Genomic DNA, 15,062 nt, shown 5'->3' with positions numbered 1-15,062 from the left:
CTGGATTTCATCTACGCTAAGGGCGCGCCTGAAATGGTTCGCTGGAGTAATACCCATTGCCCGAACGCTGTGTACTGGCTGGAACTTAGCACACTAAATAGCAAAATTTAAAAGGGAAGAAGAGGCGTACGCGGCACAGTTGAAGGGCTATTTTTCTGCATCCGCCAGGTTCTTCTTCAATTCTATCATCTTGTCGCGCAGCTCTGCCGCCTGTTCGAAGTTCAGGTCTGCGGCGGCCTGGCGCATCTGCTTCTCCAGCTGGGAAATCAGGTTCTTCAGCTCCTTTTTGCTCATGGATTCCGGATCCTTCTTCAGCTTCACTTCGGTTTCAGCTACTGCTTTGGAAACTGCGATCAGATCACGGACGGCTTTCTTAATGGTAGTAGGAGTAATTCCATGCTCCTCATTATAGGCTTCCTGGATTTTCCTACGACGGTTGGTTTCATCAATGGCATTTCTCATGGAATCGGTCATCACATCTGCGTACATGATAACATGGCCTTCACTGTTTCGGGCGGCACGTCCGATGGTCTGGATCAGGGAAGTCTCAGAACGAAGGAAGCCTTCTTTGTCAGCATCCAGAATAGCCACCAGAGTGATCTCGGGGATATCAAGTCCCTCTCGCAGAAGGTTAATACCAACAAGCACATCAAATACATCCAGACGCATGTCACGGATGATCTTCGCACGCTCCAGAGTGTCAATATCGGAATGAAGATAACGGACGCGGATTCCCACATCTTTCATATACTGGGTAAGATCCTCTGCCATACGTTTGGTGAGGGTGGTGATTAATACTTTATTCTTCTTTGCAGTTTCCTTATTTACCTCGGAAATCAGATCGTCAATCTGTCCCTCCACAGGGCGAACCTCTACCTTAGGATCCAGAAGTCCGGTAGGACGGATGATCTGTTCTGCACGAAGAAGCTCGTGGTCATATTCGTAATCCCCAGGGGTAGCCGATACGAATAAAACCTGGTCCAGCTTATTCTCAAATTCTTCGAAGCTCAAGGGCCGGTTATCCTTGGCAGAGGGCAGACGGAAGCCATAGTCTACTAAGGTCTGCTTACGGTTCTGGTCACCGGCGTACATAGCGCCAACCTGGGGAACGGTCTTATGAGATTCATCAATAATAAGAAGGAAGTCATCCCCGAAGTAATCCAGGAGCGTATAAGGCGGCTGGCCTGGTTTGAGCCCGGAAAGATGACGGGAATAGTTCTCAATACCGGAACAGAATCCGGTTTCCTTCATCATCTCAATGTCAAAGTTGGTGCGCTCAGAGATCCGCTGGGCCTCCAGAAGTTTATCCTCGCTTTTGAAATAATCTACCCGCTCTTTTAATTCTTCTTCAATGGCAATGGCAGCCTTCTGGATCTGCTCCGCAGGCACAACATAGTGGGAAGCAGGGAAGATACCGATGTGGGCAAGCTGGCACTTGATCTCCCCAGTGAGAACATCAATCTCAGAAATCCGGTCGATCTCGTCTCCGAAAAATTCCACTCGAACAGCTGTATCCGAACTGTTCGCCGGGAAAATCTCCAGAGTATCACCGCGGACACGGAAGGTACTTCGGTGGAAGTCCATTTCATTTCTGGTGTACTGAATGTCAATCAACTCCCGGATAACCTCATCTCTGTCCTTGGTCATGCCGGGACGCAGGGAGATCATCATGTCCTGGAATTCCTGTGGGGAACCTAATCCGTAAATGCAGGAGACTGAGGAGATGATAATAACATCCTTTCGCTCTGACATGGCAGCGGTAGCGGAGAGACGAAGCTTATCGATTTCGTCGTTGATAGCGGAGTCCTTGGCAATATACGTATCAGAAGAAGGGACATATGCCTCCGGCTGATAATAATCATAATAGGAAACGAAATACTCCACAGCATTCTCTGGGAAAAACTCCTTAAACTCCCCATAAAGTTGCGCTGCCAGCGTCTTATTATGCGCCAGAATTAGTGTAGGCTTATTCAACGCCTGGATAACATTGGCCATAGTAAACGTCTTACCAGACCCCGTCACTCCCAGCAAAGTTTCAAACTGATTCCCCTCCTTAAATCCCTTCACCAGCTTCGCAATCGCCTGCGGCTGGTCTCCAGTAGGCTTGTATTCAGAATGTAATTCGAAATGATCCATAGTTTTCTCCTCCGGCTTAAATTTTTGAATTTATACAATAAAAATTTCTGTATTTATTATCTTATCCTTATAATATATCATATATAATAAAAAGCACAGAATAAACAAATGCTTGTTCTGTACTTTCCTATTAATAGATTAATTATTTATTGCCTGAAATTTTTGTTGGTTAAATTCTAACTTTTCGTTAAAAATAAATTCCCAATATTCAAATAACCAATAGTATTTTTCTCTTACTCCTAAACTATATTTATATAAATTTGAATTATATTTCTGTAAAATTTTTTTGATTTCGTCTTTGTTTTCTCTTTTTAAATAATCAATAAAGAAATAGCCATCTTTTTCCTTTATTGTATTAGGAATGTGTTTATATTTTGTTTCGAAAAATTCCCTTAAATTAGATGAAATTATAATTCTTGGGTATTTAGCTTCTGTTGTTTCTAATTGATAGGCTTCTATTAAAGCCTGGCTAAACATAAACTCGTTTTCAATATAATGTTTTCCATAGGCCATTGCACCTCGGCATATTATGGAGTTGCGTAATAATTCATATTGATAATCAGAAATTATTTTTATCATTTTTAAATAATTTTTTTCGCTTAAAGGCAATGAAAATATAACTGAATCAGAAAACTGAGTAATATTACAACCGCTAATTCTTTTTGCCTTCAAATTAATATTTTTCAAAATCTCAAAAAATTTTAAAGATCCACTTTTATTTTCGCAATCGCTTTTTACCATTTCTGAAAAACCTAAAATATCAACAAAAGCAACAATAGCATAGTCTAAATCGTAATATGTTTGTACCATTAATTTAACCACTCCAACCTCTGGTATATTTTTTCGAATTCTCGTTCGTACAATTTCATTCGCTCTTTTGCATCATTCCATGTTGCTCCTGACCATTTAACACCATTATTAATTAATGCGGTATCTTCTTGCTGGACTTCAAAAACTGCTTTTCCACATTCCTGTGCACAAACAGCCAAACTTCCAAAATCTGGAATTTTGGTTACAATAATATTTTCTGATGTAATTCCTTCAACAATGCTTGTATCAATTTCAGACAAACTTGGAACTAGCTCACGCATTAAAGTGTTTTGTATTCTATTCATCCAAAGCTCAAATCCTGCTTTGGGTTTTCCTTTATATTTTTTAAAATGCTGAGGTATTGCACCAAGAAATTGTGGTTTTCCAATTCTAATCGGTAATCCTAGTTTTGAAAAATCACTATATACCTGATCATGTTCCTGTATCCACCTATGTAATATTTCTGTTAATGTATGTATAGCTTGAACGTTAAAGCGATCTGCACTCATTGGAATCAAAAAAGCATCGCATGCCAAAAAGCAACAACGAGTTAAAGCTCCTGAACTTGGTCCGACATCAATCAATATATAATCAACGCCTATTTTTTTACCATAACGTTGTAACATATCCCCTAACGCAACATAATTTCTCTTTTCGTGGATTTTATTTGAAAATCTTTGAGAATGTGACTCTGCCATTGAGTCTTCTAATTTGCTTAACGATACATCTCCACGAATGAGCCATAAGTTTTCATCAACTTTTACGTTTTCAATATTTTCAATTTGGACAGCAGGAACATCGCCATCAAAACGTGGTTGTAATATTTCTAATAAACTTGTTCCTGGTAAATCTTTGACATTTCCTGTTTTTTCTGCTTCTTCGTCTAATTCTTCTATCAGATCACATAGTAACATTTCAGTCATATTACATTGCGGATCTGCATCAACAACCAAAACTTTTTTTCCTTTATTTTTTAAGTACCTTGCCAAATTATATGTTGTAGTTGTTTTGGAAACTCCGCCTTTATGATTGTATAATGTAATAATTTTCATGTTGTATACCTCATGGCTTTTTTCTTTTGTTTTTTAGTATCTTGCATTCTATCATCTGTAGTGGTTAATAATTCTTTTTTACTTTTCAAGCTGTTCCAAACAATATTTTTCTGCCAGAATTATGAATTCCTCTGCAACTGAAATTTGTCGTTCTGATTCATCTTTGCTTGCAATGTAGAAATCGTCATAATCGCTGGCATGGCGAATTTCTTCGGCTTGACCGATTTTTCTTCCCATTTCTCTTGGAAATATAGATGTTTTCACATAATCCTTATTGAAATTTGCCACAGCATCTTTATGTCTTTTATATGCCTTGCTACTGACTGCATGTACTGCATTAATTGCATGAAAGATAGAATAGTATGCTCTGTTATTGGCTCCTTTATAGTCAGCAATAGCAAACAACGCGTTTGCCGATTTCAGATCATTTCGAGCTGTTTCGAGGCGGTATAGCACCAGATCCCGCCTTGTACCAATTTCCTGATTATGCTGCTCCATATAAAACTACTCCTTCTTTATGGATGTTGGAATAAAATGGATAGTTCACAATCCACTTGTTAAAATGTGCTTCGCTTTTGGCAATAGGTTTGATATCCAGATCATGATCTAGATTGAAATCATACGTCATGTAAGAGAGCTGCTGGGCATATGCCTTTAATTCCAGATCAGACATATCTACCAGGATCATGATATCGACGTCTGAATCCGGACGAAAGTCACCTCTTGCATAAGAACCATAAAGAATTATCTGACGTACATGTGAACCATAAATTTTTTTTACAGCTTCTACATACTGTTTAATCAAATCCTGCATAATTTTTGACATATATTATCACCTCATTTTACTGATAATAATAAGTAACTCATGGTGCAATTGCTGTTCTGATTTTATTATAACCAGTTTACATCTGTTTCTCAATTGATATTTTCCGTGCACTTGTTTTTGTTACGTTCATTCGATAGTTTCCATTTATTTTGTTGCCAGTGTAAATATTACTCATATTTTCTATTTATCTTAGTATATCATCCCCACATATAAAAGTACAGTACAAAATCGAATGCTTGTTCTGGAAGATTTAAACCAGGCCCCATTGACAGAACGAAGGATTATGCGTTATCTTTGAAGGGAAAAGTGGAAACTTGGGAGTTTGAGATAAAAATAAGGGGGATAACAGGTTGAATATTTGTGTATACGGTGCGTCAAGTGCCTTGCTGAAAGATATTTATTATGAAAAAACAGAAGAGCTTGGAAGAGCAATGGGAAAAAGAGGTCACGGGCTGGTGTTTGGCGGCGGAGCCACAGGAATGATGGGGGCAGCAGCCAGAGGCGTGGCAGCAGAGAAGGGGTACATACTTGGAATCGCTCCCCGTTTTTTTGACCAGCCGGGAGTTTTATATGAGAAATGCACGGAATTTATTTTTACAGAGAATATGAGGGAACGCAAGAAGCTTCTGGAGGAAAAATCAGAAGCTACCATTGTAACTCCTGGAGGAATCGGCACTTATGAAGAGTTTTTCGAGATTCTTACCTTAAAAAGCCTGAAGCGTATTGACCGTCCTATTGTACTGTATAACATTGATGGATATTATAATAAGATGAAAGCCCTGCTGGAGTATACAGCGGAAGAAAAATTCATGGATCCTTCTGTGCTGGATCTGGTGGTATTTCTGGATGATCCGGAAGAGGTTTTAGATTATTTGGAAAATTATAGGAAGTAATAAACAGAAGAAAGATGTCAGAGGAAAAATTTCCATGACATCTTTTTTTCGTGAGTGATAAGGCAAAACTGACAGAATGTGCTATATCTGTTACGGTCTCCTGGCAATATTCCGCGAAGGGTGTTTTGCGAACAGAGTGAACAATAGCCTTAACTGATTTGTATTTTAGCTGGATGGATTTAAGTTTAAGGTAAAAACTATCAAAAAAGATGAAAAAAATTTGTAAAAAATATTGACAAACGGAATACTGAGGTGTATCTTAAGAACATAGATGTTAGCACTCCTAAATAATGAGTGCTAACAAAGGAATTCGAAGAAGCCAGACGGGAATCAGAATCAGGTTTGACCGTCCGCTTTTCAGAAAGGAGCAGATATTTCATGGATGAAGTATTAGATGAGCGCAAACGGAAAATACTGAAAGCAATCATCAAGACTTATATGGAAACAGGAGAGCCGGTTGGTTCCAGAACCATTTCCAAGTATCCGGACTTGAATGTCAGCTCCGCTACCATCCGAAATGAGATGTCCGACCTGACGGATATGGGTTACATTGTACAGCCCCACACCTCAGCCGGAAGAATTCCATCCGATAAAGGCTATCGCCTTTATGTAGATGAGCTTACCAGGGAGAAGGAAGCCGAGATCGCAGAAATCCGTGATCTGATGATTGAGAAATCAGACAAGATGGATAAGGTATTGAAGCAGGTAGCCAAGGTTCTTGCCACGAATACCAACTATGCGACCATGGTTGCTGTTCCTCAGTATAAAGGAAGCACCCTGAAGTTCATTCAGCTTTCACGTGTCAATGAACACCAGCTGATCGCTGTAGTTGTATGTGAAGGCAATGTCATCCGGAACCAGATCATTAATATTGAAGAGGAGATGGATGATCAGACGATCCTGAAGCTGAATCTTCTTCTTAACACCAATCTGAACGGTGTTCCGATCCAGGACATCAATCTTGGCATGATCGCCAGATTGAAAGAACAGGCTGGAAGCCACAGCGGTGTGGTTGCAGATGTGCTGGACGCAGTTGCAGCTACCATTCATGTGGATGAAGAAGATATGAAGGTATATACATCGGGAGCGACCAACATATTTAAGTATCCAGAGCTGGCAGATACATCCAAGGCCAGTGAGTTGATCTCCACCTTTGAGGATAAGCAGGAACTTGCGGATATGGTCCGTGAGGAAATGGGAGATCCCCAGAACACAGGAGTTCAGGTATACATCGGAGATGAAGTTCCGGTACGTACCATGAAGGACTGCAGCGTGGTCACAGCTACTTACGAGCTGGGCGATGGAATGCGGGGAACAATCGGAATCATTGGTCCCAAGCGAATGGATTACGAGAATGTAGTGGACAGCTTAAAGAAATTAAAAGTCCAGCTTGATGAAATGGTAAATAAGAAAACCTAGAAAGGCGGTTGAAAGCGTGTCAGAAGAAATGAATAAAGAAGCCGAAGTACAGGAAGAAGCAGTTGACATTCCGGTAACCGACGGAAGTGAAGAAGAGGCAGCAGATACAGCCCAGACAGCAGAAGAGGAAGCTTCCGAAGAGACAGCCCAGGCAGAAGAAACTGAGCAGCCAGCTCAGGAGGAAGAATCCCAGAAGGAACCGGAATCTAAGACAAAAACTTCTTTCTTCGGCAAGAAGAAAAAAGAAAAAGATAAATTTGAACAGCAGATCGAGGAGCTTACAGACAGACTGAAGCGCAGCATGGCTGAGTTCGACAACTACCGTAAAAGAACGGAGAAAGAGAAATCCAGCATGTACATCATCGGCGCCAAGGACATCGTTGAAAAGATGCTTCCAATCGTGGATAACTTCGAAAGAGGCCTTGCACAGGCACCTGAGGAAGATCCATTTGCAGAAGGTATGAAGATGATATACAAGCAGATGATGACAGCCTTCGATGAGATGGGTGTGAAGCCAATCGAAGCTGTAGGCAAGGAATTTGATCCAAATCTGCACAATGCAGTCATGCATGTGGAAGACGAATCCGTCGGCGAGAACATCGTCGTAGAGGAATTCCAGAAGGGATATACCTACAAGGATTTCGTTGTAAGACACAGCATGGTTAAGGTAGCCAATTAAGTACTAAAACAGAATATAAATTGTTATTGTTCACTGGTAGCGTTCCGCGAGGTGTTTTTTGTGAACAAAGTTTACAGAAAACCCGAGAATTGCAGCGCGAAATCATGCGAATGCATGATTTCTGTGCATCGCGAAGCGGTTACTGATCACGTAGTGAACAGTAACCATAGATTTTTAAACAGGAGGAAAATTATCATGGGAAAAATCATTGGTATTGACTTAGGTACAACAAACAGCTGTGTAGCTGTTATGGAAGGTGGACAGCCAACCGTTATCGCAAATACAGAAGGATCCAGAACAACACCATCTGTTGTAGCATTTACAAAGACAGGTGAGCGTCTGGTAGGTGAGCCTGCAAAACGTCAGGCTGTAACAAATGCAGAGAAAACAATCTCCTCCATCAAGAGAGAGATGGGTACAGATTACCGTGTAACAATCGACGACAAGAAATATTCCCCACAGGAAATTTCCGCTATGATCCTTCAGAAACTGAAAAAAGACGCTGAGGGATACCTTGGAGAGTCTGTTACAGAAGCAGTTATCACAGTTCCTGCATATTTCAACGATGCTCAGCGTCAGGCAACCAAGGATGCTGGTAAGATCGCAGGCCTTGATGTAAAACGTATCATCAACGAGCCTACAGCAGCAGCTCTTGCATATGGTCTTGACAATGAGAAAGAGCAGAAGATCATGGTTTATGACCTTGGTGGTGGTACATTCGATGTTTCCATTATCGAGATCGGTGATGGAGTTATCGAGGTTCTTGCAACAGCTGGTAACAACCGTCTTGGTGGTGATGACTTTGACCAGAGAATCACAGACTACATGCTTTCTGAGTTCAAGAGAACAGAGGGCGTTGACTTAAGCAACGACAAGATGGCTCTTCAGAGACTGAAAGAAGCTGCTGAGAAAGCTAAGAAAGAGCTTTCTTCTGCAACAACAACCAATATCAACCTGCCATTCATCACAGCAACTGCTGAGGGACCGAAGCACTTTGATATGAACCTTACAAGAGCTAAATTTGATGAACTTACACATGATCTTGTTGAGAAGACAGCAGAGCCGGTTCGTCGTGCACTTTCTGATGCAAGCCTTACAGCTGCTGATCTTGGCCAGGTACTTCTGGTTGGTGGATCTACACGTATCCCGGCTGTACAGGATAAAGTAAGACAGCTGACAGGCAAAGAGCCAAGCAAGGCCCTGAACCCAGATGAGTGTGTTGCACTTGGTGCTTCTATCCAGGGTGGTAAGCTTTCTGGTGAGGCTGGTGCCGGTGACATCCTTCTTCTTGATGTTACACCACTTTCCCTGTCCATTGAGACAATGGGTGGTATCGCAACTCGTCTGATCGAGAGAAATACAACAATCCCGACCAAGAAGAGCCAGATCTTCTCTACAGCAGCAGACAATCAGACAGCTGTAGATATCAACGTATTACAGGGTGAGCGTCAGTTCGCGAAAGACAACAAGTCCCTTGGACAGTTCCGTCTGGATGGAATCCCGCCAGCACGTCGTGGTGTTCCGCAGATCGAGGTTACATTCGATATCGATGCAAACGGTATTGTAAATGTATCTGCTAAGGATCTTGGAACTGGCAAAGAGCAGCACATCACAATCACAGCTGGTTCTAACATGTCTGAGTCTGAAATCGACAAAGCTGTTAAAGAAGCTGCTGAGTTCGAGGCTCAGGATAAGAAACGTAAAGAGGCAATTGATACAAAGAACAATGCAGACTCCATGGTATTCCAGGTTGAGAATGCACTGAAAGAAGCAGGAGATAAGATCGATGCAAATGACAAGGCTTCTGTAGAGGCTGACTTAAATGCGTTAAAAGACATCCTTGCAAAATATGCAAACACAGATGAGATCGGCGATGCTCAGGTTGCTGAGATCAAAGCTGCTCAGGAGAAGATGATGGAAAGTGCCCAGAAGCTTTTCGCAAAGATGTATGAGGCACAGAACCCACAGGGCAGCGCTGGCCAGGCTGGCCCAGGACCGGACATGGGAGGAACTTCCCAGGGCGGTAACGAAGCAGGCTACGGCGATGATGTTGTAGACGCTGATTACAAAGAGGTTTAATTGAATAGATAATTGAGTTCCAACACTTGGAACATGAAACTGCAGCCCGGCCATGATTCATGACCGGGCAGTGGTGGTAGAAGACATATTACAGGGAGAGCATGTTAGAGCGCTTTTCCGTAAGAGAACCAAATACAAAAAGTTAGGAAAAGAAAGAAATCATGGCTGATAAAAGAGATTACTATGAAGTCTTAGGCGTTGATAAAAACGCTGATGAGGCTACATTAAAAAAAGCATATCGTCAGCTTGCCAAGAAGTATCATCCCGACGTAAATCCGGGAGATAAGGAAGCTGAAGCGAAATTTAAAGAGGCAACAGAAGCTTACAGTATCTTAAGTGACCCGGACAAGAGAAGACAGTACGACCAGTTTGGTCATGCCGCTTTTGAAAACGGCGGCGGTGGCGGAGCAGGCGGCTTCGGCGGCTTTGATTTCTCCGGTTCAGATATGGGTGACATCTTCGGAGATATTTTCGGAGACCTGTTCGGAGGCGGTGGAAGCCGCAGACGTGCCAACAATGGTCCTATGAAGGGCGCAAACTTACGTGCACGTGTGAACATCACCTTTGAGAACGCTGTATTTGGCTGTGAAAAAGAGCTTGAGATCACTTTGAAGGATGAATGTACCACCTGCCACGGCTCTGGAGCCAAAGCTGGTACTTCACCGGTCACCTGTCCGAAATGTAATGGAGAAGGACAGATCGTTTACACCCAGCAGTCCATGTTCGGCATGGTGCGTAATGTGCAGGTCTGCCCGGATTGTCATGGTACCGGTAAGATCATTAAGGATAAATGTCCGGATTGCCGCGGTACTGGTTACGTTTCCAACCGTAAGAAGATCAAAGTATCAATTCCAGCTGGTATTGACAATGGCCAGAGTATCCGTATCCGTGATAAAGGCGAGCCTGGCACAAACGGTGGTCCAAGAGGCGACCTGCTGGTAGAGGTAAATGTAGCACGCCATCCGATCTTCCAGAGACAGGATATGAATATTTATTCTACCGCACCGATCACTTATGCGCAGGCAGCACTTGGCGGTGAGATCAAACTGAATACAGTAGACGGTGAGACTCTCTACGAAGTGAAGCCAGGAACCCAGACAGATACCAGGATCCGTCTGAAGGGCAAAGGGGTTCCGTCTCTTCGCAATAAGAATGTCCGTGGTGACCACTATGTAACACTTGTTGTTCAGGTACCGACCAACTTAAACGAGGAAGCCAAGGAGGCTCTTCGGAAGTTTGATGAAGCCTGCGGCAACCGTCCGGCAAGTGGTGACAGTGATGGGGCTGAGAAGTCTGAAAAGAAGAAAAAGAGCTTCATGGACAAATTAAAAGAGACATTTGAAGAATAAAAACGTAGGTTTTCCATAAAAGAATAAAGAAAAGGGGAGATATCCTCTTTTCTTTTTTTGTTACTTATTGTATATTAAAGAGTAGCCCTAAGGTCACGGGTGTTTGCTGCTCACTGGTAAGGTTGTGCGAGGCGTTTCGTGAATAAAGAGAGCAGTAATGCTGTGACACCGCAAGAATCCGGAAAGGAGTTTTGCTTTGACAAAGAGGAAAAAAGAACTGCTAAAGGAATACATTCCCGGGTGGTCGCTTCCACCTCTAATAGCGATTCTGGCAGTAAACTGCCTGATCTACTGGGGAAGCAGCGCACTTACTGCTGGCAGGTATCACTATGATTTTACAACGGCATTTGACAGGGCAGTACCCTTACTGCCTGTATTTGTGTGGTTCTATATTCTGGCATTTCCCTTCTGGGCAGCAGGCTATGTGTTGGCAGCAAGACGGGGCAAGGATCTGTTTTATCGGTTCGTTGCCACGGATCTGACCATACATTTTATTTGTTTTATATGTTTTATCCTGATTCCCACTACCAATATACGGCCAGAGATTGCCGGGAATACTATTTCGGAGAAAATCCTTTTACTGGTTTATTCCCTGGATGGAGGAAGCAGTCCTTCTAATCTTTTCCCATCTATTCACTGCTATGTGAGCTGGATGTGCTGGCGGGGCGTGGCTGGATCAGAAAAGGTACCCAAATGGTATCAGAAATTTTCCCTGGTGTTTGCAGTGCTGATCATAATTTCGACCCAGGTGCTGAAGCAGCATTACATTGTGGATGCCATTGCGGCGCTGGTTCTGGTAGAAGTTTTCTGGAGATTTTACCAGAGCGGACAGCGGCACAACTGGGTATACCGGATTTTTGACCGGGGGAAAAAGAATCAGACATTATAGTAACTATAGATTTTTATAAAAGATTGGAGAAAGAGTATGAAGTGGAACCGCTTTACTATTAAAACGAAGACTGAAGCAGAAGACGTGATCATTTCTGCCCTTGCAGATGTTGGCGTTGAGGGCGTGGAAATCCAGGATAAACAGCCCCTGACAGAGACTGATAAAGAGCAGATGTTTGTGGATATTATGCCGGAAGGTCCGGCTGATGACGGAATCGCTTATCTGAATTTTTATCTGGAAGAAGATACAGAAGTGGAGCCTGTTCTTGCCCGTGTACGTGCAGTCCTTGAGGAAGTGCGCGGATACATGGACATCGGAGAGGGTACCATTACCGAATCCCAGACAGAGGATAAGGACTGGATTAACAACTGGAAAGAATATTTCCATCAGTTCTATGTAGATGATATTCTCATTGTTCCGTCCTGGGAGGAAGTGAAGGAAGAAGATAAGGATAAAATGATCCTTCACATTGATCCTGGCACCGCTTTTGGAACTGGAATGCACGAGACTACCCAGCTGGTGATCCGTCAGCTGATGAAATTTGTAACAAAAGACACTCAGATGCTGGATGTGGGAACCGGAAGCGGTATTCTTGGAATTGTAGCACTGAAGCTGGGCGCAGCCCATGTTGTGGGAACGGACCTTGATCCATGTGCAATCCCGGCCGTAGCAGATAATAAAGAAGCAAATGATATCAAGGATGAGACCTTTGATATGCTCATTGGAAATATCATTGATGACAAAGAGGTTCAGGACACCGTTGGATATGAGAAATATGATATTGTAACAGCTAATATTCTGGCAGATGTACTGGTGCCGCTTACACCTGTCATTGTAGATCAGATGAAAAAAGGCGCTTACTACATCACCTCCGGAATCCTGGATGTGAAGGAAGAAGTGGTTGTTCAGGCCGTAAAGGATGCCGGACTTCAGCTGGTTGAGGTAACCCATCAGGGAGAGTGGGTATCTGTAACAGCCAGAAAGGAATAATTATGCAGCGCTTTTTTGTGGAACCTTACCAGGTTCAGGAAGAAGAACACAGAATTACCCTTACAGGTCCGGACCTGAACCATATGAAAAACGTTCTGCGCATGCGCATTGGTGAGGATGTGTGGATCAGTGACGGCGGTGAGAAAGAGTATCACTGTACCATAGAAGAGTTTCAGGAGGACTGCGCAGTTCTTCACATTCTGTATGTCCAGGAGCCCCAGTATGAGCTCCCAAGCCGGATCTATCTGTTTCAGGGACTTCCAAAGGGGGACAAGATGGAACTGATCATCCAGAAGGCTGTGGAGCTTGGTGCTTATGCTGTTGTCCCGGTTGAGACCAGGCGCTGCGTGGTGAAGCTGGATGCAAAGAAAGCCCAGAAGAAGGCAGCCAGATGGCAGCAGATTTCCGAGAGCGCAGCCAAGCAGTCCAAGCGTATGCTGATCCCGGAAGTGAAGAATGTGATGAGCTGGAAGGAGGCACTTGCCCTTGCAAAAGAGCTGGACGTGCTCCTCATTCCCTATGAGCTTGCAAAGGGCATGAAGGAGACACGGGAGATCCTGGGGGTAATCCAGCCAGGACAGTCTGTGGGCGTTTTTATCGGTCCGGAAGGCGGCTTTGAAGAGGAAGAAGTGAAAGATGCCATGGAAGCTGGCGCGAAGCCGGTTACCCTGGGCAAAAGAATCCTGCGTACAGAGACAGCAGGCATGACCATGCTTTCTGTACTCATGTTTTTGCTGGAAAAAGAGGACGAGTAAGAAATGGAAGCATATTTTGATAACTCTGCTACCACAAGATGTTATCCTGAGGTGGCAGAGATCGTAGTAAAAACAATGACAGAGGATTTTGGAAACCCTTCCGCAATGCATTTAAAAGGTGTGGAAGCAGAGAAGTATGTCCGTGAATCTGCGCAGACACTTGCCAGAATCCTGAAAGTAAATGAAAAAGAGATCATTTTCACCTCCGGCGGAACAGAGTCCAATAACCTGGCGCTGTTCGGCGGAGCGGATGCAAATAAAAGAAGCGGAAACCACATTATCACCACTTCTGTGGAGCATGCGGCTGTGGGACAGCCTGTGGAGCGCCTGGAGCAGATGGGGTACGAGGTGACGATCGTGCCGGTAGATCACAGAGGCGTGGTGCGGCTGGATGCCCTTGAGAAGGCTTTGCGCCCGGATACGATTCTGGTGTCCACCATGTATGTAAATAATGAGGTTGGAGCTGCGATGCCTGTGGAAGAAATCGCCAAATTAGTCCATGAGAAAAGCCCGAAGGCTCTTTACCATGTAGACGCGATCCAGGCATTTGGCAAATACCGTATTTATCCAAAGAAGCTGGGAATCGACATGCTTTCCGTAAGCAGCCACAAAATCCATGGCCCTAAGGGGGTTGGATTCTTATACGTCAATGAGAAAGCCAAGGTTCAGCCCCAGATTTTAGGCGGCGGCCAGCAGGCAGGCATGCGTTCCGGTACAGACAATGTACCTGGAATTGCCGGACTTGGAGTGGCTGCCAAGATGGTTTATACCGGTTTTGAGGAAAAAATCGAGCATATGTACCAGCTGAAAGAGCGCCTGGCAGAAGGCTTTTTGAAACTGCCGGATGTTCGCCTTAATGGAATGGAGCTGCGGGAAGGAGCGCCGCAGATCTTAAGCGCCAGCTTTATGGGCGTGAGAAGCGAGGTATTGCTTCATACTCTGGAGGAAAAGGGCATTTACGTATCTGCTGGAAGTGCCTGCTCCAGCCATAAGAGAAAAGCAGCCGGAACCTTAAGCGCAATGGGAATGGAGGCTGCTCAGAGAGAAAGTACCCTGAGATTCAGTTTTTCAGAGGAAAATACATTTGAGGAAGTGGATTATGCATTGGAAGTGATCGGACAGGTGCTTCCCATGCTTCGGAGATATTCCAGACACTGATATAGTGTTGGATAATAGAATTAGGAA

General features: G+C 43.6%; 14 protein-coding genes. 9 read left to right on the top strand and 5 right to left on the bottom strand.

The window, feature by feature from the left end; translation table 11 throughout:
- Nucleotides 1–147: 147 nt before the first annotated feature.
- The 5 genes from uvrB to ACTQ50_RS12055 all read right to left on the bottom strand — a co-directional run bounded on the left by uvrB (nucleotide 148) and on the right by ACTQ50_RS12055 (nucleotide 4,824).
- The gene (uvrB, locus tag ACTQ50_RS12075; protein ID WP_441484415.1) at nucleotides 148–2,136 is read right to left on the bottom strand and encodes an excinuclease ABC subunit UvrB; all 1,989 of its coding nucleotides are present in this window, start codon (nucleotides 2,134–2,136) and stop codon (nucleotides 148–150) included.
- A 138-nt stretch (nucleotides 2,137–2,274) separates the two neighbouring features.
- Nucleotides 2,275–2,958, bottom strand: coding sequence for a hypothetical protein (locus tag ACTQ50_RS12070; RefSeq protein ID WP_441484414.1), 684 nt, complete (start codon nucleotides 2,956–2,958; stop codon nucleotides 2,275–2,277).
- Nucleotides 2,946–3,998: a ParA family protein gene (locus ACTQ50_RS12065; protein WP_441484413.1), complete on the bottom strand. Its 1,053-nt coding sequence runs from the start codon at nucleotides 3,996–3,998 to the stop codon at nucleotides 2,946–2,948. Before ACTQ50_RS12065 ends, ACTQ50_RS12070 begins: the two co-directional genes overlap by 13 nt.
- A gap of 78 nt (nucleotides 3,999–4,076) precedes the next feature.
- On the bottom strand, nucleotides 4,077–4,496 hold the full coding sequence (locus tag ACTQ50_RS12060; protein WP_441484412.1) for a HEPN domain-containing protein: 420 nt from the start codon (nucleotides 4,494–4,496) through the stop codon (nucleotides 4,077–4,079).
- On the bottom strand, nucleotides 4,483–4,824 hold the full coding sequence (locus tag ACTQ50_RS12055) for a nucleotidyltransferase domain-containing protein (protein ID WP_441484411.1): 342 nt from the start codon (nucleotides 4,822–4,824) through the stop codon (nucleotides 4,483–4,485). The genes ACTQ50_RS12060 and ACTQ50_RS12055 overlap by 14 nt, the downstream gene beginning before the upstream one ends.
- A 350-nt stretch (nucleotides 4,825–5,174) precedes the next feature.
- Between ACTQ50_RS12055 and ACTQ50_RS12050 the strand changes: the two genes are divergently transcribed.
- From ACTQ50_RS12050 to ACTQ50_RS12010, 9 genes are all read left to right on the top strand, one after another.
- Complete coding sequence (locus ACTQ50_RS12050) at nucleotides 5,175–5,717, top strand: TIGR00730 family Rossman fold protein (protein WP_441484410.1); 543 nt, start codon at nucleotides 5,175–5,177, stop codon at nucleotides 5,715–5,717.
- Nucleotides 5,718–6,095: 378 nt separating this feature from the next.
- Nucleotides 6,096–7,136, top strand: coding sequence for a heat-inducible transcriptional repressor HrcA (gene hrcA / locus ACTQ50_RS12045; protein WP_441484409.1), 1,041 nt, complete (start codon nucleotides 6,096–6,098; stop codon nucleotides 7,134–7,136).
- Between the two features lie 28 nt (nucleotides 7,137–7,164).
- Nucleotides 7,165–7,815 (top strand): nucleotide exchange factor GrpE, encoded by a 651-nt coding sequence (grpE, locus tag ACTQ50_RS12040; RefSeq protein ID WP_441484429.1) that lies wholly within the window; start codon nucleotides 7,165–7,167, stop codon nucleotides 7,813–7,815.
- Between the two features lie 195 nt (nucleotides 7,816–8,010).
- On the top strand, nucleotides 8,011–9,894 hold the full coding sequence (gene dnaK / locus ACTQ50_RS12035) for a molecular chaperone DnaK (RefSeq protein ID WP_441484408.1): 1,884 nt from the start codon (nucleotides 8,011–8,013) through the stop codon (nucleotides 9,892–9,894).
- A gap of 161 nt (nucleotides 9,895–10,055) precedes the next feature.
- Entirely contained in the window at nucleotides 10,056–11,243 is a 1,188-nt protein-coding gene (gene dnaJ / locus ACTQ50_RS12030) for a molecular chaperone DnaJ (RefSeq protein ID WP_441484407.1), read from the top strand.
- Nucleotides 11,244–11,439: 196 nt separating this feature from the next.
- A complete protein-coding gene (locus tag ACTQ50_RS12025; RefSeq protein WP_441484406.1) occupies nucleotides 11,440–12,132 on the top strand; it encodes a phosphatase PAP2 family protein in 693 nt (230 codons plus the stop codon).
- A 36-nt stretch (nucleotides 12,133–12,168) separates the two neighbouring features.
- Nucleotides 12,169–13,122, top strand: a complete 954-nt coding sequence (gene prmA / locus ACTQ50_RS12020; RefSeq protein WP_441484405.1) for a 50S ribosomal protein L11 methyltransferase — start codon at nucleotides 12,169–12,171, stop codon at nucleotides 13,120–13,122.
- A gap of 2 nt (nucleotides 13,123–13,124) precedes the next feature.
- A complete protein-coding gene (locus ACTQ50_RS12015; RefSeq protein ID WP_441484404.1) occupies nucleotides 13,125–13,877 on the top strand; it encodes a 16S rRNA (uracil(1498)-N(3))-methyltransferase in 753 nt (250 codons plus the stop codon).
- A gap of 3 nt (nucleotides 13,878–13,880) precedes the next feature.
- On the top strand, nucleotides 13,881–15,035 hold the full coding sequence (locus ACTQ50_RS12010) for a cysteine desulfurase family protein (protein WP_441484403.1): 1,155 nt from the start codon (nucleotides 13,881–13,883) through the stop codon (nucleotides 15,033–15,035).
- The last annotated feature ends 27 nt before the right edge of the window (nucleotides 15,036–15,062 follow it).

Origin of the sequence: Blautia sp. Sow4_E7, from assembly GCF_052116245.1 — a bacterium.
In the GTDB taxonomy this organism is placed as follows: domain Bacteria; phylum Bacillota; class Clostridia; order Lachnospirales; family Lachnospiraceae; genus Blautia_A.
Note: the sequence above shows the minus strand (reverse complement) of the source record. Positions and strands in the feature narration are given on the sequence as shown.